A 21,814-nucleotide genomic window follows, 5' to 3' on the forward strand; every position below is an offset into this window, starting at 1 on the left:
TCTTTCGCCTAACCTTCCTGCGGTTCAGGAATCCCTAATTTATCCCACACCCAACTTTCCGAAATCTGCACGCCAATGCCCGTAAGTTTAGGGATGGCATCTGCAAATACCGATAAGTCTTCATATTCTTTTGTGTCAAACTCAAAATAAGGGATACGATGTGGCGCAATATTCGGATCAACATTAATTTGCAAATACGGCAAAATGATTTGTTGAGTGATAGTTTGCGCAAGGTGGCGCAATGACAAAACGTTGTGATCAGCCTATTTGTATTGAGTATGAAGAATGCGAACCGAATAAATACGGTGAGATTCGTAAGAAAATTGTGGGGGTAAAAAACAGATTCACAGAAAAGAAAATCATCACCAAATTAAAAAACTGGGTGATTAAATCAGCGAAAAGTGCGTTGGGTTCCACCGCACTTAATTCGGAGACCACCGAACAAACAAGGCGCATCGAGCCGCTTGGACTTGTGTCAATAACTGTAACCGTTCAAAAATTGAACATCAAGCTAATCTATTGATGTTGCCTATCGGTTCGCCATTAAAACCGTCACAAATTGACCTTTTAATGCTCCATGGACGGTTACAGCTTAATGACTATCGGTGGATTTGTTGTGAAAACGATGAAGTTTTCATTAAAGAAGAAAAAATTCCGTTGGCTCAAGCCTTTGGTTGGGGTCAGATCATAACCCGCCTTTGTTTTATAGCCTTCTGCCATATCAGGTGCGTAATAAGTATTTTGCAGAATACTGAGATCTCTATGGCCCGATATTTTGGCTAATACCATTACATCCACTTTTTCTGCCAATCGTTCACGGCGGGTGTCGTGAAAATGTAAATTGGCATTTTCAAGCCCTTCCATCTTTTTGAGCTTGCGGAAGTTGTGATCCAGTTGGCGTGCTTCCATTTGGAATACTCGCAGATCACTTTCTGTTTTTACCGAAGTAAGATGTTGTAAAATCGCTATTGCTTTTACCGAAAGAGGCACCGTGCTTGAATGTCCATTTTTAGTAATTGGCAAAAAGGCGGTGCGCTTTTCAAAATTGATATTATTCCAAGTTAAACTTGCTATTTCCCCTGCTCTCATTGCTGTCTCTATAGCAAAAAGAAATGCCGCCCCCGTGCAATTTTGTAAGGTTTTTGGCGGTTCAATATGTTCGACATCATAACCTGACACAAAAATCAGACGCTCAATTTCATGTTCATTATATCGACGAGTTCTTGGCGCTGGTGCTTTTGGTTTCTCAAGATATTTTAGGGGGGGGGCTGTTATAAAATCCCATTCAATCGTTTTGGCCATTAGAGCAGAAAGCGAACTACGTTCACGCAAAACTGTTGCTGGAGAGACTTCTTTTAATCGTTGATTTTACCACTCACGAAAGTGTGCTTTTCCTATTTCTTGTAAAGATATTGCGGCAAGCGGAGTTCGAGAAAGACGCAGTAGTCTTATGCGCTCTTCACGTTTCCCGTGCTTGGTTACAGTGACTTCTTTTAGATACTTATCAATCAGTTCATCCAATGTAATATCAGGGATTTCATTATACTTTCCTGATTCGAGCTGTTTTTCGAGCATTTCTGCCCATTTTTTGCGTCTGCTTGAGTCAAAAAAAGTAGCTGATTTGCTCACGCCAAACTTGCGCACTTGTGCGTGCCAACGCTTGCCATTCTTGATAATTGTCGCCATTGTTTATTCCATAAAAATGTGTGCAATACACGTGTGCAAAAATATGTGCAATGGAGTATAGAACAGATCGAAATCGATCCCAATCGGTATAAAAATACTACCTTTTAGGCGATTTTGATATAAAAAAGAAGGTATGTTTTAGTGTGTGAAATTATATAAGCTATTGTTTTTACTTATATTTTATCTATTTCTATCTGAAAATTGGGGAATAGAGAAAAATAGAGATGGTGCGACTAGCTGGACTCGAACCAGTGACCCCCACCATGTCAAGGTGGTGCTCTAACCAACTGAGCTATAGTCGCACTGTGTGAAGTAGTCGTGATTATAGATATTTTTAACTTGAACACAAGTATTTTTCTTAAAACCCGATATAACTGGCAAAAAAGTAAACAAAACCAGCTTAAATAACTGAGCCGTTTTTGATTTCCAAAAGTTTTAAGCGTATAATGTGCACCGATTTTTTATCTGGCTAATATATGTAGCGAAGTAAAATAACACCTTTAAAATTTTGTAATTATTGACGGAGTAAATAATGTCTAGAAGACTAAGAAGAACGAAGATTGTATGTACTATGGGCCCATCAACTGACCGTGATAACAATCTTGAAAAAATTATCGCAGCGGGCGCAAACGTAGTTCGTATGAACTTCTCTCACGGTACACCTGATGACCATATCGGACGTGCTGAACGTGTACGTTCTATTGCGAAAAAATTAGGTAAAACCGTGGCAATCTTAGGTGATTTACAAGGTCCTAAAATTCGTGTTTCTACTTTTAAAGACGGTAAAATTTTCTTAAACGTTGGCGATAAATTCATTCTTGATGCAGAATTACCAAAAGGCGAAGGCACTCAAGAATCCGTTGGTTTAGACTATAAAACGCTTCCTCAAGATGTTGTGCCGGGCGATATTCTTTTATTAGATGATGGCCGTGTTCAATTAAAAGTATTATCAACTGATGGTGCAAAAGTTTTCACTGAAGTTACTGTTGGTGGTCCATTATCAAATAATAAAGGTATCAATAAATTAGGTGGCGGTTTATCTGCGGATGCCCTAACAGAAAAAGATAAAGCCGACATTATTACCGCTGCACGCATTGGTGTTGATTTCTTAGCCGTTTCTTTCCCTCGTTCAAGTGCAGATTTAAATTATGCACGTGAACTTGCTCAACAAGCAGGTTTAAATGCAAAAATCGTTGCTAAAGTTGAACGTGCAGAAACCGTTGCTAATGACGAAGCCATGGACGATATTATTTTAGCATCCGATGTAATTATGGTTGCTCGTGGTGACTTAGGTGTAGAAATCGGCGATCCTGAATTAGTCGGTGTACAGAAAAAATTAATTCGTCGTTCACGTCAATTAAATCGTGCTGTAATTACAGCGACTCAAATGATGGAATCAATGATTAGTAACCCAATGCCAACGCGTGCTGAAGTAATGGACGTTGCAAACGCAGTATTAGATGGAACTGATGCAGTTATGCTTTCTGCAGAAACAGCAGCCGGTCAATATCCTTCTGAAACAGTGGCAGCAATGGCTAGCGTATGTTTAGGTGCAGAAAAAATGCCAAGCATTAACGTTTCTCGTCACCGTATGGATAAAGAATTTGAAACCATTGAAGAGTCTGTTGCGATGTCTGCAATGTATGCAGCAAACCACATGAAAGGTGTAGCGGCAATCGTCACTTTAAGTAGCACAGGCCGTACTCCATTATTAATGTCACGCATTAGCTCTGGCTTACCAATCTTTGCTTTATCTCGTAATCAAGAAACCCTAAACCTTTGTGCACTATACCGCGGTGTAACACCAATTTATCACGGCGAAGAAAGTCGTACAGAAGCCGGTGCAAAAGCAGCACTTCAATCATTAAAAGAAAAAGGTTATTTATCTACTGGCGATTTAGTGCTGGTAACCCAAGGTGGTCAAGGTGCGACACAAACTAACGTATGTCGTACATTAATTGTTGAATAATCAACAATCTAAATATGTTAAAATAAAAGAGCGGTGGATTTTTCCACCGTTTTTTATTTCCTTTTTTCACCGCACTTTTCACTTAAATCCAATAGATATTTGCGGTATCATAGGCGACATTCTAGTATCGAAATAAGTCCTATGGCATCACAACCTCAAATTAAATCTTCAGACAAAAAAACAGCACAAGTTAGCATTCCTCCGCACTCAATTGAGGCTGAACAAGCCGTGTTGGGTGGCATCATGCTGAGCAATCAACATTGGGATGGCATTGCTGAACGTGTGATTGCTGACGATTTTTATACTTTTCAGCATCGTCTAATTTTTACAGAAATGGAACATCTAATGCGTAATCAATCACCTATTGATTTAATTACGCTAGATCAAGCCTTAAGAAGCCGTGGTGTAAGCGATGAAGTAGGTGGATTTGCCTATCTAGCAGAACTTTCCAATAATACTCCGAACGCCATTAATATTTTGGCTTATGCAGATATCGTGCGCGAGAAAGCCATATTACGAGAACTTATTTCGGTAGGAAATCGCATTGCTGAAAATAGCTATTCTCCTAAAGGGCAAGACATTAAGTTAATTCTTGATGAGGCTGAGCGTGAAGTATTTGCGATTGCAGAAAAACGTACGACTTCTAGCGAAGGCCCACAAAATGTGATCAATGTGCTAGAAAGTACCATTGAAAAAATCGATATTTTAAGCAAACTTGAAAATCATTCAGGTGTAACAGGTGTTACGACGGGCTTTACCGATCTTGATAAAAAAACGGCTGGTTTACAACCTTCTGACTTAATTATCGTTGCAGCACGTCCGTCAATGGGTAAAACCACTTTCGCCATGAACCTTTGCGAAAATGCCGCAATGGCAAGTGAAAAACCCGTTTTAGTATTTAGTTTAGAAATGCCAGCAGAACAAATTATGATGCGTATGATCGCTTCCCTTGCTCGCGTTGATCAAACTAAAATCCGTACAGGGCAAAATTTAGATGAAATCGAGTGGAACAAAATTGCCAGCGTAGTGGGAATGTTCAAGCAAAAAAATAATCTTTTTATCGATGATTCTTCAGGTCTAACACCTACCGATGTTCGTTCCCGGGCACGCCGAGTTTATCGTGAAAATGGTGGATTAAGTATGATTATGGTGGATTATTTGCAATTAATGCGCGCACCAGCATTTTCAGATAACCGAACACTAGAAATCGCAGAAATTTCTCGCTCCCTCAAAGCACTCGCCAAAGAATTACAAGTGCCAGTAGTCGCCCTTTCTCAGTTAAATCGTACTTTAGAGCAACGTGCAGACAAACGCCCTGTAAACTCAGATTTACGTGAATCAGGCTCTATTGAACAAGATGCAGACTTGATTATGTTTATTTACCGAGACGAAGTCTATAACGATAACTCGGAAGATAAAGGTGTTGCAGAAATTATTATCGGTAAACAGCGTAACGGCCCAATTGGTCGAGTGCGGTTAAAATTTAATGGACAATTTTCACGCTTCGACAATCTCGCCGAACAACGTGAATATCGAGATGATTATTAAGGAAAAATAATGAACGTAAAACCGGCGACAGCGAAAATTAGTTCGCACGCCTTAAAACAGAATTTAGAAATAATTAAACAAAAAGCACCAAATAGCAAAATTATTGCTGTGGTTAAAGCAAACGCCTATGGTCACGGCGTTGTATTCGTTGCTTCAACCTTAGAACAAAATGTTGATTGCTTTGGCGTGGCGCGTTTAGAAGAGGCTTTAGCATTACGCTCCAACGGCATTACTAAACCGATTTTATTGCTTGAAGGTTTTTTCAATGAACAAGATTTGCCTATTCTAGCCGTTAATAATATTGAAACCGTGGTACACAATCACGAACAGCTTGATGCTTTAAAACGTGCGAATTTACCAAGTCCAATTAAAGTTTGGTTAAAAATAGATACGGGAATGCATCGCTTGGGCGTTGCTCTTGATGAAGTGGATTATTTTTATCAAGAACTGAAAAAACTCCCTCAAATTCAACCGCACTTAGGCTTTGTCAGCCATTTCAGCCGAGCCGATGAACTAGAATCAGATTACACTCAGCTCCAAATCAATCGTTTTTTATCCGCCACAAAAGATAAACAAGGTGAACGCACTATCGCAGCTTCTGGCGGCATTCTTTTCTGGCCTGAATCTCATCTGGAATGTATCCGCCCAGGCATTATTATGTACGGCATTTCTCCAACTGATACTATCGGTAAAGAGTTTGGCTTAACGCCAGTGATGAATTTAACCTCGTCATTAATTGCCGTTCGCCATCATAAACAAGGCGATCCTGTAGGTTACGGCGGTATTTGGACAAGTCCACGAGATACTAAAATTGGCGTGGTCGCAATGGGTTATGGCGATGGTTATCCGCGCGATGTGCCAGAAGGTACACCTGTTTATTTAAATGGCCGTCTTGTACCAATTGTTGGACGTGTGTCAATGGATATGCTTACTGTTGATTTAGGCGCAGATAGCCAAGATTTGGTAGGCGATGAAGTAATTTTATGGGGCAAGGAATTACCTATTGAAACCGTAGCTAAATTCACAGGCATTTTAAGCTACGAGCTAATTACAAAATTAACACCTCGTGTTATAACTGAATACGTTGATTAATCACTGCATTTTTTGAACAGAGGGAGTCATTCTCCCTAATAAAAATTCCAGAAAGTGCGGTTAAAATTTTGATTATTTTTAATGAAAGGAAATACCATGAAAAATATTAACCCAACTCACACCCAAGCGTGGAAATCTCTCGAAGCACATAAAGCTGAATTGTCAAACACCACCATCCAAGATTTATTTAAACAAGAAAAAAATCGTTTTGACGATTATTCTTTAACATTCAATAACCAAATTCTTGTCGATTTTTCCAAAAACAACATCAATCAAACAACCCTTTCACATCTTCGCCAACTTGCTCAAGAATGCGCACTTGATAGCGCAAAAGAAGCGATGTTTACTGGCGAAAAAATCAATCGTACAGAAAATCGTGCCGTGCTACATACTGCACTTCGCAATCGCACTAATACGCCAGTGCTTGTTGATGGCAAAGATGTCATGCCTGAAGTCAATACTGTGCTAGCTAAAATGAAAGATTTCTGTCAGCGTATTATTTCTGGCGAATGGAAAGGCTATACAGGCAAAGCCATTACGGATGTAGTGAATATTGGTATTGGTGGCTCTGACTTAGGGCCTTATATGGTAACCGAAGCACTTCGCCCGTATAAAAATCATCTAAATATGCACTTTGTTTCAAATGTCGATGGTACACACATTGCAGAAACCTTAAAAAAAGTCAATCCAGAAACGACGCTTTTCTTAGTAGCATCGAAAACTTTTACAACTCAAGAAACCATGACAAATGCGCAAAGTGCGCGTGATTGGTTACTGAAAGCGGCGAAAGATGAAAGTGCGGTTGCAAAACATTTTGCAGCATTATCAACCAATGCTAAAGATGTAGAAAAATTTGGCATTGATACCAATAACATGTTTGAATTTTGGGATTGGGTTGGCGGTCGTTATTCTTTATGGTCAGCCATTGGTCTTTCAATTGCGCTATCAATTGGCTTTGAAAACTTTGAAGCGTTATTAAATGGCGCGCATGAAATGGATGAACATTTCCGCTCTACTCCAATCGAACAAAATATCCCAACCACTTTAGCATTAGTTGGTTTATGGAATACCAATTTTCTTGGTGCGCAAACAGAAGCGATCTTACCTTATGATCAATATTTACATCGCTTCGCAGCTTATTTTCAACAAGGTAATATGGAATCAAATGGTAAATATGTGGATCGTGATGGCAATGTCATTAACAATTATCAAACTGGCCCTATCATTTGGGGAGAACCTGGTACAAACGGACAACACGCGTTCTATCAATTAATTCATCAAGGCACTACTTTAATTCCTTGTGATTTTATCGCACCCGCTCAAAGCCATAACCCATTGGCAGATCATCACAATAAATTGCTTTCAAACTTCTTTGCACAAACAGAAGCATTAGCATTCGGAAAAACAAAAGAGGAAGTCGAGGCTGAATTTGTAAAAGCGGGGAAATCTTTGGATGATGTAAAAAATATTGTTCCATTTAAAGTATTTACGGGTAATAAGCCAACTAATTCGATTCTCGTTCAAAAAATCACGCCATTTACTTTAGGGGCATTAATTGCGATGTATGAACACAAAATATTCGTACAAGGTGTGATTTTTAATATCTTTAGCTTCGATCAATGGGGTGTCGAACTAGGCAAACAACTTGCAAACAGAATTCTTCCTGAATTAACAGATTCTGAAAAAGTAGCAAGTCATGACAGCTCAACAAATGGATTAATTAATCAATTTAAAGCATGGCGTTAATTATTTGGATTTGAATAATTCTAGAGCTATCACAAATAACGACTAAAAACTCTATTTAGGTTAAGATAATCAAATGAGAGAAAGTCGCTTAAGTCAATATAAACAAAATAAACTTATTGAGATATTTCTGGCAAGTGTGACAGCTCTAGCCGCAGCTAAGTTGGTAAATATAAATAAACTTCAGCTTATTACTTTCATCGTCTACCATTGTTTATCACTCAAAGCAACCTACATATGGGAATGTTTGAAAGTGAAATTCAAGCGAATGAAAGCTATTTTGGTGGTGCTCTGAAAGGTAAACTTGGTCAAGGAGAAGCTGGAAAAACTTCGTAATTTGTTTTTTGAAACGAAATGGCAAAGTAACACTGTGGTGGTTATGAATATGCAATCTGCAACACTGTTACCGATTATTCGAGAAAAGGTAAACAAGGTAGTATTATTTATATGAATTTCTACAGAGGTTATGATATTCTTAAGCTATATTTAAAGGAATATGAATGGCGTTTTAATCACAGTGATTTAAAAAAACTCAAATTTCTATTTCAAAACAATTAATTTAGGAGAGTTTTAATTGGTTATCTATGCATCTCCTTTTGTTATTTAAATAACGTATAAAATAGTTTAAATAAGAGTGTAAAATTAGAGCTTATATGGAAAATTTCCCATTAGTATCGGTTATTGTTTGTGCTTATAACGCTGAGCAATATATAGATGAAAGCATTTCATCCATTATTAATCAGACTTATGAAAATCTAGAAATTATAGTTATCAATGATGGTTCAACAGATTTGACTTTGCCTCATTTAGAAAAAATATCTAAATTAGATAAAAGGATAAAAATTATCAGTAATAAATATAATTTAGGGTTCATAAATTCTTTGAATATAGGCCTTGGTTGTTTTTCAGGTAAATATTTTGCAAGAATGGATGCTGATGATATAGCTAAACCATCGTGGATTGAGAAAATAGTTACCTATCTAGAGAAAAATGATCATATTACAGCAATGGGATCATACTTAGAGATTATTGTAGAAAAAGAATGTGGAATTATCGGTTCTCAATATAAAACTGGAGATATATGGAAAAATCCATTGCTACATAATGATATTTGTGAAGCTATGCTTTTCTATAATCCGATACATAACAACACTATGATTATGAGAGCAAATGTATATAGAGAGCATAAATTAATCTTTAATAAAGATTATCCGTATGCAGAAGATTATAAGTTTTGGTCAGAGGTTAGTAGGCTTGGTTGTTTAGCTAATTATCCTGAAGCATTGGTAAAATATAGACTACATGGAAACCAAACATCATCAGTTTATAATCATAAGCAAAATGAGGTAGCTAAAAAGATAAAGAGGGAAAATATTACATATTACCTTAATAAGATAGGTATAGATATAAAAGTAATTAATAGTGTGTCGTTGCTAGAAATATATCATGTGGATAAAAGTAATAAAGTGTTGAAAAGTATACTTTATGAGATGTATATGAGCTTAGATAAATATACTATAACTTCACTCTTACATTTTATTAAATATCATCTTGAATTATTTGATTTAAAGCAAAATTTAAAGATTATAAAAAAGTTCATAAGAAAAATAAATGTTATATTTTAGATAGAGTGTTCAGAAAGGGGAGGAACAAATTCCAAGTTTGTCTAAAAGGACTAAATTCTAATTTAGTCCTTTAAATTTATCTTAGATAGACGATAAATATATATTTTAAATGAATTTAATTATAAAAAATCAGTGTCTTACTAAGTTAAGACACTGATTAATCATATTAGACTTTAATGCTATTGGTTATAGCACAGAAACATTTAAGCTTGAGCCACCACCAACAATACGAACTCGGCGACCAGCTACAAAACTGCTGTCAGCCTTTTGAACAACAACGATCTCTTGACCATCATCTTTCTTAATTACAAGTTCAGCACCGTTTACTTGACTCATTTTTTCTTCGATTTTACTTCCAGCTATTGCACCGCCAATTGCACCAACTACTGCTGCAATAGCTTGACCACGACCACCGCCAATTGTACTACCAGCAATACCACCTAAAGCTCCACCACCAAGCGTACCTACTACACCTTGATTATCAGCTTGAATTTTAACAGGGCGTACAGAAACAATCGTACCATAAGTAATTGAACGCGCTTCCTTTGCTTGAGATGCGCTATAAACATCACCGCTGAAAATATCAGTATTTGCACAACCAGTTACACTAAAAGCAACTAACAGTGCTAATGCCATATTTGTTTTTTTCATATAATATTCTCTATATTAGAAGGAATTAAAGTGGGTTTCTTGGAGAAAAAGTTGAAATGTTTTTAGTATTACCATTGTCAGATACTAAAACACAAGCACCAACAACTAAAGTTGAATCATACTTATGCACAATAACAACTTCCTCTCCTTTCTGCTGGTTACCAGAACAATCATTTTTACGAACAGTTAATTTTAGATTTTTGCCTTCCATTTGACTAAAAATAATTTGACCTTTATAAGTACCCTCCTCCTTTTGAAAAGCAGAAAAAGCACTCAAGTCTACTGTTGCTAAACAACGAATGCAAGTGATAATTTATTCATTTTTACTAAACCTCAAGTATTTTTTTTATAGAATAAGGATGAACCTTAATGCAAGTATGATTTACTGTTTTATCCGTAAAACTTACTGCAATAGATGGATTTGGTAATCTTTCCCCATCCACTTTAGGCTCGCTCACTTTAATGGTTAATTGAGTTAATTTGTCCCATAAAAAATACATATTAACACGGTTAATCCATTCATTTATCGATTCTTTCGGTAAAAATGGCATTACAATCTCAATATGTTCCCAGCCCTCAATTGGATATTTTTTATTTTTAGGAAGTGGAAGTTCAATAATATCCACAAATTGATTGGCAAATTTAACTGGTTTTTCTAATTCAATAAGATAAATCTTACGACCATTAACAATATTATCAGATAAAATTCTACCGCACTTTAATAAAAGTATCAGCCAATTTTTAGCACTTTGCTCACTATTTACCCGTAATGCAAGATGATCAATTTCATAGTGAGACAGATCTATTGTCATTTCTTTGGCTAAATGCTGAATTTTTCTTTCAAATATTGCTAAATCTGCTGAAAGTGCGGTTAAATTTTCCTGTAAATTTGTCATTTTGTCCCTTTGAGAAATATACAAAGAACGGTATCATAACCGATTATTTTTATTATTCAATTTGAACATAGGAAAAAACGTGAATATTCAATCTATTCTATCCGATAAAATTAAACAAGCGATGATTCTTGCAGGTGCTGATCAATCTTGCGATGCGCTTATTCGTCAATCAGGAAAACCACAATTTGGCGATTATCAAGCCAATGGTATTATGGCTGCGGCAAAAAAATTAGGTTTAAATCCACGAGAATTTGCTCAAAAAGTTTTAGATAATCTTCAACTATCTGATATTGCAGAAAAATTAGAAATCGCAGGTCCAGGTTTTATCAATATTTTCTTAAATCCAACTTGGCTAACAACTGAAATTTCAGCTGCACTTTCCCACAAAAATTTAGGTATTCAAGCTACCAATAAACAAACAGTTGTGATTGATTATTCATCTCCAAACGTAGCAAAAGAAATGCACGTAGGTCATTTACGCTCTACGATAATCGGCGATGCTGTAGCCAGAACCCTTGAGTTTTTAGGTCACAATGTCATCCGCGCTAACCACGTAGGCGACTGGGGAACGCAATTCGGAATGCTTATTGCTTATCTTGAAAAAATGCAAAATGAACACGCCAGTGAAATGGAATTACAAGATCTTGAAGCCTTTTATCGCGAAGCCAAAAAACATTACGATGAAGATGAAGTATTCGCAGAAAAAGCACGTAATTATGTTGTAAAATTACAAAGTGGGGATGAATATTGTCGAACGATGTGGAAACGTTTAGTCGATATCACTATGCAACAAAATCAGCACAACTATAATCGCTTAAACGTGACTTTAACCGAAAAAGATGTAATGGGCGAAAGTCTTTATAATCCTATGTTACCAAGCATCGTAGAAGATCTTAAAAAACAAGGTTTAGCTGTGGAAAATGATGGTGCATTGGTTGTTTATTTAGATGAATTTAAAAATAAAGAAGGCGACCCAATGGGCGTAATCGTTCAAAAAAAAGACGGCGGTTTCCTTTACACTACAACAGATATTGCTGCAGCAAAATATCGTTATGAAACATTAAAAGCTAATCGCGCCCTTGTTTTTTCAGATACTCGCCAAAGCCAACATATGCAACAAGCTTGGTTAATTACTCGTAAAGCAGGTTATGTACCAGACAGTTTCTCTTTAGAACATAAAAACTTTGGGATGATGCTTGGTAAAGATGGCAAACCATTTAAAACCCGTACTGGCGGCACGATAAAATTAGCCGATCTATTAGATGAAGCCATTGAACGCGCCACTGTATTAATTAATGAAAAAAATACCAATTTATCTAATGATGAAAAAGAAGCTGTGATTGAGGCTGTTGGTATTGGTGCGGTGAAATATGCCGATCTCTCCAAAAACCGTACTACTGATTACGTTTTTGATTGGGATAATATGTTAAGTTTCGAAGGTAACACGGCACCTTATATGCAATATGCCTACACCCGTATTCGTTCGATCTTTAATAAAACAGATATAAATTCAACCGCACTTTTAGCTGCACCTTTAACTATTAAAGATGATAAAGAAAGAACCCTTGCAATCAAGCTTCTACAATTTGAAGAAGCCGTGCAAACTGTCGGAAAAGAAGGCACACCACACGTGCTTTGTGCTTATTTATATGAACTTGCTGGCATCTTCTCGTCATTCTACGAACATTGTCCAATTTTAAATGCTGAAGATGAATCTATAAAATTAAGTCGTTTGAAATTAGCATTATTAACGGAAAAAACCTTAAAACAGGGTTTAACGTTACTCGGTATTAAAACCGTAGAAAAAATGTAATTTAGATAATTAAAATCCCTTTCCTGAGAAAGGGATTTTTTATACTTGTTTACTGAATAAAAAAAGTGCCCCATTGGAGCACTACTCGGAAAGCAAAATAGATGTCGGCTATTTAAGATAGCACTTGTTTTTAGTGGTATCAGAATAAAGAAATCCAATCAGTTATGCAAATACATATTTTTAAATTTGTGAACTTGGTCACGATTTTTTTATAAAAAAACAAATGTATTTATAATAAAGTGCGGTAAAATTCTATTAAAATATTTCCGCACTTTACGCCCCTACTTTAAAGAATATTCTTTTCTCCACGAGACACACTAATCAATCCAGAACGAACAATTTCTAACAATGTAGTTTCTTCTTTCAATGCAGAAATAAACGCATCAACTTTATCATTTGTACCGCTTAATTGAATTGTGTAAGACTTTGGTGTGACATCTACAATTTGACCGCGGAAAATATCTGCTAATCGTTTAATTTCATCGCGAGATGACCCCACTGCTCTTACTTTCGCTAAAACAATTTCTCGTTCTATATGTTCCTGCTCACTTAAATTAACCACTTTAAACACATCCACTAATTTATGAAGTTGTTTTTCGATTTGCTCCAATGCCTGAGCATCGCCCACAGCTTCAATGGTCATTCGAGAAAGCGTTGGATCATCCGTTGGTGCAACCGTCAAACTTTCAATATTAAAGGCACGTTGTGAGAATAAACCAACAACACGCGATAAAGCACCAGACTCATTTTCGAGTAAAACAGATAAAATTCTACGCATTAGTTTGTCTCCTCTTGAGGTTTACTTAAAATCATTTCATTCATTGCTCCACCACGAATTTGCATTGGATAAACGTGTTCAGATTCATCTACATTAATATCTACAAAGACTAATTTATTTTTAATACTGAATGCTTCTTGCAATTTGCTTTCAAGTTCATCGGGGGTAGCAATTTTTATTCCTACGTGACCGTAAGATTCTGCCAATTTCGCAAAATCAGGCAAGGAATTCATATAGGTTTGCGAATGGCGACCAGAATAAATCAAATCTTGCCATTGTTTTACCATTCCCAAGAAATGATTATTCAAACAAATAATGACAACAGGAATACCATACTGCGTTGCGGTAGAAAGCTCTTGAATATTCATTTGAATACTACCATCGCCAGTAACGCAAACAACAGTTCCTTCAGGATGAGCTAATTTCACACCAAGTGCCGCAGGAAAACCAAAACCCATTGTGCCTGCACCACCAGAATTAATCCAATGACGCGGTTCATCGAATGGATAATGTAACGCAGCAAACATTTGGTGCTGACCTACATCAGAAGCCACATAAGCTTGTCCTTTCGTGAGGCGATATACCGCTTCCACGACTTGTTGCGGTTTAATCACGCCAGAAGTGCGGTCAAATTCCAAACATTTTTTTGCTTTCCATTGGTTGATTTCTTGCCACCAACTTTCAAGATCCGTTTGAGATTTTAATCCCTCTTCATTCAATAAACCCAAAAATTCTTCCAATACATTTTTCGCATTTCCGACAATTGGAATCGCTACTGGCACATTTTTAGAAATTGAGGTTGGATCAATATCAATATGAATCACTTTTGCATTTGGGCAATATTTTTCTAAATTATTTGTCGTACGATCATCAAAACGAACGCCAATCCCCAAAATAAGATCACTTTCGTGCATTGCCGTATTCGCTTCTAAAGTACCATGCATACCCAACATACCTAAGAATTGTTTATCCGTACTTGGATAAGCACCCAATCCCATTAATGAGGAAGTCACTGGTAAATTTAAACGTTGTGCAAACTGAATTAACTGCTTACTACATTCAGCAGTGATTGCGCCACCACCGACAAAAAGTATTGGTTTCTTCGCCACTAAAAGTGCTTTTAACGCTTTTTTAATTTGACCTTTGTGTCCATTTACTGTGGGATTATAAGAACGTAACTCGACAGATTCAGGATATTCATAAGGATATTTAAAATTCGGATTTACAGTGTCTTTTGGAATATCCACAACAACAGGGCCTGGACGACCCGTAGATGCAATATAAAAGGCTTTTTTCAAAGTAGATGGAATATCTTCCGCCTTTTTGACAATAAAGCTATGCTTCACAACGGGACGAGAAATACCCAGCATATCACATTCTTGGAAAGCATCACTGCCAATTAAATTGCTCATAACCTGACCCGAAATGATAACCATAGGCACAGAATCGGTATAAGCCGTTAAAATACCAGTGATAGCATTTGTTGCACCAGGCCCCGAAGTCACTAGCACACATCCAACTTTACCCGTTGAACGTGCGTAACCATCCGCCATATGCACCGCGGCTTGTTCGTGGCGAACTAAAATATGTTCAATACCACCCAGCGTATGAATTGCATCATAAATATCTAATACCGCGCCTCCGGGATAACCAAATACATACTCTACGCCTTCATCACGTAAAGATTGAACCACCATCTCTGCGCCAGATAACTTCTTCATTTTTCACTCCTTAAATTCACCGCACTTTTAAAAATACGAACAGATTATGTCAATATTCCACATCATACAAAGTAAAAAAAATTTGTCTAGCCACTAAAACAACAAAAAAATCAATTAAAAAAATATAAAAAACCAAAGATAAATGAAAATTTAGTTTTTTATAAATTTTTACATCAATAAAAATAAAAAAATGCGACAAAATGCCGCATTTTATAAAATAGTAAAAATATTATTTTTTATTCAAGTTTTTGAATGAGATCACACTTTTAGCGTTTTTTAACTGCAAATACAATGACAATCAATGAAACTGCCGTTGCTGCAAAACCAGCTAAACCTGAATAAGTAAACCCTACCACAATGTAACCAATAGAAGTCGCTGTTGCAACTGTGGCAGCATAAGGAAGCTGAGTAGTAACGTGATCAATATGATTACATTTCGCACCCGTTGAAGACAAAATTGTTGTATCCGATACTGGCGAGCAATGATCACCACATACTGCCCCTGCCATTACTGCAGATAAACAAGGAAGCAATAATTCTGGTGCGGCATTCGCTGCCATTGCTGCGGCAATTGGTAACATAATACCGAATGTTCCCCAGCTAGTACCTGTTGAAAATGCCATCGCTGCACCAAGAACAAAAAGTATAACAGGCAAAAATTGCATTGGAATATTACCAGACACAAGAGAAGATAGATATTTACCTGTTTGCATATCGCCTACTATTTTATTAATTGTCCAAGCAAAGAATAAAATTGCGATTGCACCTGACATTGATTTAATTCCCACAATCCAAGAACGTGCATATTCAGGAACACTCACTTGACGATCAAGAATAATTAATAAAGTAGAAATAATAATTGAACAGAATCCACCTACAACCAAAGATGTTCCTACTACGGTGTTTTCAAATGCACCTAAAACACTAAACACTTTGCCATCCGCAGCCAATGCCTCTGCGCCTGTGTAAATCATCATTGAAACTGTAGCGATAATTAAAACTAAAATAGGTAATATAAGATTACGCACCTGACCTTTTTTACCCGTTTCTTCTTCCAACTGATCTTCAGTATTTTCCAAAGCTAATTTTTCGTGACGCACCATTGAAGCAATATCAAAAGAAAAATATGCCACAAAAAACACCATAATAATGGAGAAAATTGCATAGAAGTTCATTGAACTCATTGCTACGAATGCACCAATTGGTGTGTACTCCGTGATCGAATAAGTCGCTAATAAACCACCTATTAAAGTAATAATGTATGCGCCCCAACTGGAAACTGGCATCATTACACACATCGGTGCTGCCGTTGAATCTAAAATATAAGCAAGTTTCGCACGAGAAACTTTAAAACGATCTGTCACAGGACGAGCAATTGCACCTACAGCGAGACTATGGAAATAATCGTCAATAAAAGTAACAAAAACCAATGATGCCGCTAATAATTTAGCACCACGACGACCTTTAATACGGCTTTGTGCCCATTCAGCAAAGGCACGATTACTACCTGATACGGTTAAAAGTGCGGTTAAAACACCAAGCAATAATAGGAACAAAACAATGTTCATATTTGAATTGATTTCACCATCGGCATAAACCAAAGAAACCACATTTTTTACCAAATAATTAAATGCGCTGCCGATTTGCCAATCGCTTAACATTAATGATCCAATAATAATCCCCGCACTAAGGGAAACCAAAACACGGCGAGTTGCTATCGCCAAAATTATCGCCAACAAAGCAGGGACGATTGACCAAACAGATGATGAAAAATCAATAAGTTCCATTAAATAATACCTATAATTAATGGAGAGAACGGAAAGCACAGGACAGAATAAGACCAAAACAACCGTAGCACTCCATAGTTAATCAGAAAAACTATGACAGTGTCGCCCCTTTCGAGCACGCCACCAACCAAACAAAACGACTTTTATTTGATTTCGGCAACTATTCCTTTCTTTTTTCTTCTTCGTTATCCACTCTGAAAAAATACTTATAATAATTGCGCCTCTACTTTTGTAGTGATTGGAGAGATTACCGTAAAACAAACAAAATGCCAACAGATTTTATAAAAATTTTATAAACTTGAATAAAAATATAAAGAAAATAAACACAAAAAAATATATCTGTTTAGACCATTTATTTAATAATAGATATTTACAATAAATTTTATTTTCTCTATTATTAAATAAATTTTCCCACATTTAATGTTATTTATTGAGGTTTATTATGAACGAATTAGTAAGAGGTTTAACAAATCTTCGTAGTTTACGCGCAGCTGTACGTGAATTAACGTTAGAACAAGCAGAAAATGCCCTAGAAAAATTACAAACAGCTATCGAAGAAAAACGTGCTAATGAAGCAGAATTAATTAAAGCAGAGACAGAGCGAAAAGAGCGTTTAGCTAAATATAAAGAATTAATGGAAAAAGAAGGTATTACACCTGAAGAATTACACAAAATTTTTGGCACAAAAACTGTATCAATTCAAGCAAAACGTGCTCCACGCCCTGCAAAATATGCGTTTATTGATGAAAATGGCGAGCATAAAACTTGGACGGGTCAAGGTCGCACACCACGCCCAATTCAAAATGCGTTGAACAAAGGTAAATCATTATCTGATTTCGAAATTTAATTTTTCTATTTGAAACTAGAACCTATTTTATGGGTTCTATTTTTTTATCTAAACATAGCACACAACATTATGATTGAAAAAAAAATATTATTCACTGATTGCCCTGATGATAAAGGCTTAATCGCAAAAATAACTAATATTTGTTACAAACATCAACTAAATATTCTTCATAATAATGAATTTGTAGATTTTGAAACCAAACATTTCTTTATGCGCACAGAATTGGAAGGTATTTTTAACGAAGCTACTTTATTAGAAGATCTAAAATATAGCTTACCCGAAGAAACGAATTGTCGATTAATTGGCACCCAACGTAAGCGAATTGTAATTTTAGTCACCAAAGAAGCTCACTGCCTCGGCGATATTTTAATGAAAAATTATTATGGTGCGCTTGATGTAGAAATTGCAGCCGTAATCGGCAATCACGATAATTTACGTGAACTTGTTGAACGTTTTAATATTCCATTTCATTTAGTTAGCCACGAAAACTTAACCCGTGTAGAACACGACAAATTACTGGCAGAAAAAATTGATGAATATACGCCAGATTATATTGTTCTCGCTAAATATATGCGTGTGCTAAACCCTGAATTTGTCGCGCGTTATCCAAATCGAGTGATTAATATCCATCATTCATTCTTGCCTGCTTTTATTGGTGCCAAGCCTTATCAACAAGCCTATGAACGCGGTGTAAAAATTATCGGCGCAACGGCACATTTTATTAATAACGAATTAGATCAAGGCCCAATCATTATGCAAAATGTGATTAATGTGGATCATACTTATAATGCAGAAGCGATGATGCGTGCTGGCCGTGATGTGGAAAAAACCGTGTTAAGTCGCGCCCTTGATCTCGCTTTACACGATAGAATTTTTGTTTATAAAAATAAAACGGTGGTGTTGTAATGGAAAAAATTACTCTTGCACCAATAAGTGCGGTTGAAGGAACAATTAATTTACCAGGTTCTAAAAGTTTATCGAATCGCGCATTACTTTTAGCCGCCTTAGCTAAAGGCACAACAAAAGTAACCAATTTATTAGATAGCGATGATATTCGACATATGCTTAACGCCCTCAAAGCATTGGGCGTACGCTATCAACTGTCTGATGATAAAACTATTTGTGAAATAGAGGGATTAGGCGGAGCATTCAATATGCAGAATAATCTTTCACTCTTTCTTGGCAATGCTGGGACTGCAATGCGTCCATTAACCGCAGCACTTTGCTTAAAAGGAAACCACGAAGTCGAAATCATCTTAACGGGTGAACCTCGGATGAAAGAACGACCTATTCTTCATTTGGTAGATGCGCTACGCCAAGCGGGTGCAGATATTCGCTACTTAGAGAATGAGGGTTATCCTCCGCTCGCAATTCGCAACAAAGGGATAAAAGGTGGAAAAGTCAAAATTGATGGTTCAATTTCATCTCAATTTTTGACCGCACTTTTAATGTCTGCACCACTTGCAGAAAATGACACAGAAATAGAAATTATCGGTGAACTAGTCTCTAAACCCTATATTGACATTACCCTTGCAATGATGCGAGATTTTGGTGTTAAGGTTGAAAATCATCACTACCAAAAATTCTACATTAAAGGCAATCAATCCTATATTTCGCCTAATAAATACTTGGTAGAAGGCGATGCCTCATCGGCATCTTACTTTCTCGCAGCTGGTGCCATTAAAGGAAAAGTGAAAGTAACAGGCATTGGCAAAAACTCAATTCAAGGCGATCGTTTATTTGCTGATGTATTAGAGAAAATGGGGGCAAAAATCACTTGGGGAGAGGATTTTATCCAAGCCGAACAAGCTGAATTAAATAGTATTGATATGGATATGAACCACATTCCAGATGCCGCAATGACGATTGCGACCACTGCTCTTTTTGCCAACGGCGAAACCGTCATTCGCAATATTTATAACTGGCGTGTGAAAGAAACAGATCGTTTAACGGCTATGGCAACTGAACTCCGTAAAGTCGGTGCAGAAGTCGAAGAAGGCGAAGATTTTATTCGTATTCAACCGCTTGCACTCAATCAATTTAAACACGCCAATATTAAGACCTATAACGATCACCGTATGGCAATGTGTTTTTCTCTAATCGCTCTGTCCAATACACCTGTGACAATTTTAGATCCAAAATGTACTGCAAAAACCTTTCCAACATTCTTCAATGAATTTGAAAAGATTTGTTTAAGAGATTAAGTAAAAAATGCGGTCAATTTCAAAAAAGTTTTCAAAATTGACCGCACTTTCATTCCATTTTAAAAAATCCTAAATAAAGATTATTTATACCGTTTTTTCACCGCACTTTTATCTTGCTCACGTAACCGTTCTAGTTTTTCCTTAATCTGAATTTCCATACCTCTATTTGTCGGAAAATAATATTGAGTGTCTTTTAATTCAGGTGGGAAATAATTTTCGCCTGCCGCATAAGCGTTAGGTTCATCGTGGGCATAACGATATTCAGCACTATAGCCAAGCTCTTTCATTAAATTAGTCGGCGCATTGCGTAAATGTGGGGGAACATCGTAATCGGGTAAATCTTTCGCTTGCTGTTTTGCAGTATTAAACGCCGTATAAACTGCATTACTTTTTGGAGCAACCGCAAGATAAATGATGGCTTGGGCAATGGCACGCTCCCCTTCATAAGCCCCCACTCGAGTAAAGCAATCCCAAGCAGCCAATGCAACTTGCATAGCACGAGGATCTGCATTTCCCACATCTTCTGAAGCAATGGCAAGTAATCGACGCGCGACATATAGAGGATCGCCACCTGCCGTTAAAATTCTTGCATACCAATACAGCGCAGCATCTGGAGCAGAACCTCGGACAGATTTATGTAGCGCAGAAATTAAATCATAGAAACGATCGCCTTGTTTATCAAATCTCGCTTGGCGTTCACCTAAGACTTCTTTTAATAAAGTGCGGTCAATTTTCTTTCCATTTTCAGTTTCATCTGCCATATCCACCATTAATTCGAGACAATTCAAGGCTAATCGAGCATCCCCATTAACATATTCGGCAAGCACTTGCAGTAAATTCTCTTCTAAAATTAGCCGCTCTTTACCCAATCCTCGTTCAGGATCTTCTACAGCTTGCTGCAAAACTTGTTCAATTTCAGCCGTTGTGAGTGATTTCAGCACATACACGCGGGCACGAGAAAGCAATGCATTATTTAGCTCAAAAGAGGGATTTTCTGTTGTCGCCCCAATGAAAATAACGGTTCCGTCTTCAATGTGTGGTAAAAATGCATCTTGCTGGCTTTTATTAAAACGATGGACTTCATCCACAAATAAGATAGTTTTACGATCCGCAAGACGATTTTGTTTTGCACGATCAATCGCTTCACGAATTTCTTTGATGCCACTCGTCACCGCAGAAATTCGCTCTACTTCCGCATTAATACGTTGTGCTATGATTTCTGCAAGGGTTGTTTTCCCCGTACCTGGTGGGCCCCACAAAATCATTGAATGAATATGGCCAGCTTGGATAGCTTTTCGCAGTGGCTTGCCCTCGCCAATTAAATGGCTTTGCCCAAAATATTGTTCTAGACTCGTTGGACGCATCTTGGCCGCCAGTGGGCGAAAATCATTTTCGGCAAAATCAAAATTGAGGTTAGACATTTTTATTTCTCACAAAATTGAAGGGCGTATTTC

Annotated in this window: 18 protein-coding genes, 1 tRNA gene, 3 pseudogenes and 1 riboswitch; of the genes and pseudogenes, 11 read left to right on the forward strand and 11 right to left on the reverse strand. The window is 36.9% G+C overall.

Going from position 1 to position 21,814, the window contains the following annotated elements:
• Positions 1-11: 11 nt before the first annotated feature.
• A pseudogene (locus AT683_RS07905) lies at positions 12-233 on the reverse strand (phage portal protein family protein); the annotation flags it as partial.
• Between AT683_RS07905 and AT683_RS10000 the strand changes: the two are divergent.
• Positions 230-684: pseudogene (locus AT683_RS10000) on the forward strand (replication endonuclease); the annotation flags it as partial. The pseudogenes AT683_RS07905 and AT683_RS10000 sit on opposite strands and share 4 nt — an antisense overlap.
• On the opposite strand, the gene AT683_RS10065 reads toward AT683_RS10000, so the two are convergent.
• The 3 genes from AT683_RS10065 to AT683_RS07925 all read right to left on the reverse strand — a co-directional run bounded on the left by AT683_RS10065 (position 586) and on the right by AT683_RS07925 (position 1,988).
• A complete protein-coding gene (locus tag AT683_RS10065; RefSeq protein ID WP_042593971.1) occupies positions 586-1,302 on the reverse strand; it encodes a site-specific integrase in 717 nt (238 codons plus the stop codon). The pseudogene AT683_RS10000 and the gene AT683_RS10065 overlap by 99 nt on opposite strands.
• Before the next feature lie 66 nt (positions 1,303-1,368).
• Positions 1,369-1,686 (reverse strand): hypothetical protein, encoded by a 318-nt coding sequence (locus AT683_RS10070; RefSeq protein WP_038441298.1) that lies wholly within the window; start codon positions 1,684-1,686, stop codon positions 1,369-1,371.
• A 225-nt stretch (positions 1,687-1,911) separates the two neighbouring features.
• A tRNA-Val gene (locus AT683_RS07925) sits at positions 1,912-1,988 on the reverse strand.
• 230 nt (positions 1,989-2,218) lie between these two features.
• Between AT683_RS07925 and pyk the strand changes: the two genes are divergently transcribed.
• From pyk to AT683_RS07955, 6 genes and pseudogenes are all read left to right on the forward strand, one after another.
• Positions 2,219-3,655 carry a pyruvate kinase gene (gene pyk, locus AT683_RS07930; RefSeq protein ID WP_005653307.1) on the forward strand — a complete coding sequence of 479 codons (1,437 nt, stop codon included), beginning with the start codon at positions 2,219-2,221 and terminating at the stop codon, positions 3,653-3,655.
• Positions 3,656-3,787: 132 nt separating this feature from the next.
• The gene (locus tag AT683_RS07935; protein ID WP_257003674.1) at positions 3,788-5,203 is read left to right on the forward strand and encodes a replicative DNA helicase; all 1,416 of its coding nucleotides are present in this window, start codon (positions 3,788-3,790) and stop codon (positions 5,201-5,203) included.
• Between the two features lie 9 nt (positions 5,204-5,212).
• Positions 5,213-6,295 (forward strand): alanine racemase, encoded by a 1,083-nt coding sequence (gene alr / locus AT683_RS07940; RefSeq protein ID WP_005653301.1) that lies wholly within the window; start codon positions 5,213-5,215, stop codon positions 6,293-6,295.
• A gap of 96 nt (positions 6,296-6,391) precedes the next feature.
• Positions 6,392-8,041, forward strand: a complete 1,650-nt coding sequence (pgi, locus tag AT683_RS07945) for a glucose-6-phosphate isomerase (RefSeq protein ID WP_038441300.1) — start codon at positions 6,392-6,394, stop codon at positions 8,039-8,041.
• Positions 8,042-8,114: 73 nt separating this feature from the next.
• Positions 8,115-8,601 (forward strand): annotated as a pseudogene (locus AT683_RS09535) (transposase).
• A gap of 90 nt (positions 8,602-8,691) precedes the next feature.
• The gene (locus AT683_RS07955; protein ID WP_005661490.1) at positions 8,692-9,663 is read left to right on the forward strand and encodes a glycosyltransferase family 2 protein; all 972 of its coding nucleotides are present in this window, start codon (positions 8,692-8,694) and stop codon (positions 9,661-9,663) included.
• Positions 9,664-9,849: 186 nt separating this feature from the next.
• Here the strand turns inward: AT683_RS07955 and AT683_RS07960 are convergent, their stop codons facing one another.
• The 3 genes from AT683_RS07960 to AT683_RS07970 are packed head-to-tail and all read right to left on the reverse strand — an operon-like array spanning position 9,850 to position 11,210.
• On the reverse strand, positions 9,850-10,314 hold the full coding sequence (locus AT683_RS07960) for an outer membrane lipoprotein (protein WP_005647222.1): 465 nt from the start codon (positions 10,312-10,314) through the stop codon (positions 9,850-9,852).
• Between the two features lie 25 nt (positions 10,315-10,339).
• Positions 10,340-10,591: a hypothetical protein gene (locus AT683_RS07965; RefSeq protein ID WP_005653291.1), complete on the reverse strand. Its 252-nt coding sequence runs from the start codon at positions 10,589-10,591 to the stop codon at positions 10,340-10,342.
• A 49-nt stretch (positions 10,592-10,640) separates the two neighbouring features.
• The gene (locus tag AT683_RS07970) at positions 10,641-11,210 is read right to left on the reverse strand and encodes a VOC family protein (protein WP_005647225.1); all 570 of its coding nucleotides are present in this window, start codon (positions 11,208-11,210) and stop codon (positions 10,641-10,643) included.
• A gap of 79 nt (positions 11,211-11,289) precedes the next feature.
• Here AT683_RS07970 and argS point away from each other — a divergent pair, with 79 nt between their 5' ends.
• Positions 11,290-13,023 carry an arginine--tRNA ligase gene (argS, locus tag AT683_RS07975; protein WP_044365043.1) on the forward strand — a complete coding sequence of 578 codons (1,734 nt, stop codon included), beginning with the start codon at positions 11,290-11,292 and terminating at the stop codon, positions 13,021-13,023.
• A gap of 286 nt (positions 13,024-13,309) precedes the next feature.
• Here argS and ilvN read toward each other — a convergent pair whose 3' ends face one another.
• From ilvN to AT683_RS07990, 3 genes are all read right to left on the reverse strand, one after another.
• The gene (gene ilvN, locus AT683_RS07980) at positions 13,310-13,801 is read right to left on the reverse strand and encodes an acetolactate synthase small subunit (RefSeq protein WP_005647229.1); all 492 of its coding nucleotides are present in this window, start codon (positions 13,799-13,801) and stop codon (positions 13,310-13,312) included.
• Positions 13,801-15,522 (reverse strand): acetolactate synthase 3 large subunit, encoded by a 1,722-nt coding sequence (locus AT683_RS07985; RefSeq protein WP_005656914.1) that lies wholly within the window; start codon positions 15,520-15,522, stop codon positions 13,801-13,803. The genes ilvN and AT683_RS07985 overlap by 1 nt, the downstream gene beginning before the upstream one ends.
• Before the next feature lie 266 nt (positions 15,523-15,788).
• Positions 15,789-17,309, reverse strand: coding sequence for a Na+/H+ antiporter NhaC family protein (locus AT683_RS07990; protein WP_005661480.1), 1,521 nt, complete (start codon positions 17,307-17,309; stop codon positions 15,789-15,791).
• 57 nt (positions 17,310-17,366) lie between these two features.
• Positions 17,367-17,543: riboswitch (Lysine riboswitch) on the reverse strand.
• Between the two features lie 208 nt (positions 17,544-17,751).
• Between AT683_RS07990 and AT683_RS07995 the strand changes: the two genes are divergently transcribed.
• The 3 genes from AT683_RS07995 (at position 17,752) to aroA (ending at position 20,360) form a co-directional block, all read left to right on the forward strand.
• Positions 17,752-18,156, forward strand: coding sequence for an H-NS histone family protein (locus tag AT683_RS07995; protein WP_005656923.1), 405 nt, complete (start codon positions 17,752-17,754; stop codon positions 18,154-18,156).
• A gap of 69 nt (positions 18,157-18,225) precedes the next feature.
• Positions 18,226-19,062: a formyltetrahydrofolate deformylase gene (gene purU / locus AT683_RS08000; RefSeq protein ID WP_005656925.1), complete on the forward strand. Its 837-nt coding sequence runs from the start codon at positions 18,226-18,228 to the stop codon at positions 19,060-19,062.
• On the forward strand, positions 19,062-20,360 hold the full coding sequence (aroA, locus tag AT683_RS08005) for a 3-phosphoshikimate 1-carboxyvinyltransferase (protein ID WP_005656927.1): 1,299 nt from the start codon (positions 19,062-19,064) through the stop codon (positions 20,358-20,360). Before purU ends, aroA begins: the two co-directional genes overlap by 1 nt.
• A gap of 80 nt (positions 20,361-20,440) precedes the next feature.
• Here aroA and AT683_RS08010 read toward each other — a convergent pair whose 3' ends face one another.
• Positions 20,441-21,781 carry a replication-associated recombination protein A gene (locus AT683_RS08010; RefSeq protein ID WP_005690069.1) on the reverse strand — a complete coding sequence of 447 codons (1,341 nt, stop codon included), beginning with the start codon at positions 21,779-21,781 and terminating at the stop codon, positions 20,441-20,443.
• Between the last annotated feature and the right edge of the window lie 33 nt (positions 21,782-21,814).

It is taken from the genome of Haemophilus influenzae (genome assembly GCF_001457655.1).
GTDB classification, from domain to species: Bacteria; Pseudomonadota; Gammaproteobacteria; order Enterobacterales; family Pasteurellaceae; genus Haemophilus; species Haemophilus influenzae.

Bases quoted from the DNA above. Each gene is read 5' to 3' on its own strand.
- AT683_RS10065 (WP_042593971.1), bottom strand. From the start codon at position 1,302: ATGGCCAAAACGATTGAATGGGATTTTATAACAGCCCCCCCCCTAAAA.
- AT683_RS10070 (WP_038441298.1), bottom strand. From the start codon at position 1,686: ATGGCGACAATTATCAAGAATGGCAAGCGTTGGCACGCACAAGTGCGC.
- pyk (WP_005653307.1), top strand. From the start codon at position 2,219: ATGTCTAGAAGACTAAGAAGAACGAAGATTGTATGTACTATGGGCCCA.
- alr (WP_005653301.1), top strand. From the start codon at position 5,213: ATGAACGTAAAACCGGCGACAGCGAAAATTAGTTCGCACGCCTTAAAA.
- pgi (WP_038441300.1), top strand. From the start codon at position 6,392: ATGAAAAATATTAACCCAACTCACACCCAAGCGTGGAAATCTCTCGAA.
- AT683_RS07955 (WP_005661490.1), top strand. From the start codon at position 8,692: ATGGAAAATTTCCCATTAGTATCGGTTATTGTTTGTGCTTATAACGCT.
- AT683_RS07960 (WP_005647222.1), bottom strand. From the start codon at position 10,314: ATGAAAAAAACAAATATGGCATTAGCACTGTTAGTTGCTTTTAGTGTA.
- AT683_RS07970 (WP_005647225.1), bottom strand. From the start codon at position 11,210: ATGACAAATTTACAGGAAAATTTAACCGCACTTTCAGCAGATTTAGCA.
- ilvN (WP_005647229.1), bottom strand. From the start codon at position 13,801: ATGCGTAGAATTTTATCTGTTTTACTCGAAAATGAGTCTGGTGCTTTA.
- AT683_RS07985 (WP_005656914.1), bottom strand. From the start codon at position 15,522: ATGAAGAAGTTATCTGGCGCAGAGATGGTGGTTCAATCTTTACGTGAT.
- AT683_RS07990 (WP_005661480.1), bottom strand. From the start codon at position 17,309: ATGGAACTTATTGATTTTTCATCATCTGTTTGGTCAATCGTCCCTGCT.
- AT683_RS07995 (WP_005656923.1), top strand. From the start codon at position 17,752: ATGAACGAATTAGTAAGAGGTTTAACAAATCTTCGTAGTTTACGCGCA.
- purU (WP_005656925.1), top strand. From the start codon at position 18,226: ATGATTGAAAAAAAAATATTATTCACTGATTGCCCTGATGATAAAGGC.
- aroA (WP_005656927.1), top strand. From the start codon at position 19,062: ATGGAAAAAATTACTCTTGCACCAATAAGTGCGGTTGAAGGAACAATT.
- AT683_RS08010 (WP_005690069.1), bottom strand. From the start codon at position 21,781: ATGTCTAACCTCAATTTTGATTTTGCCGAAAATGATTTTCGCCCACTG.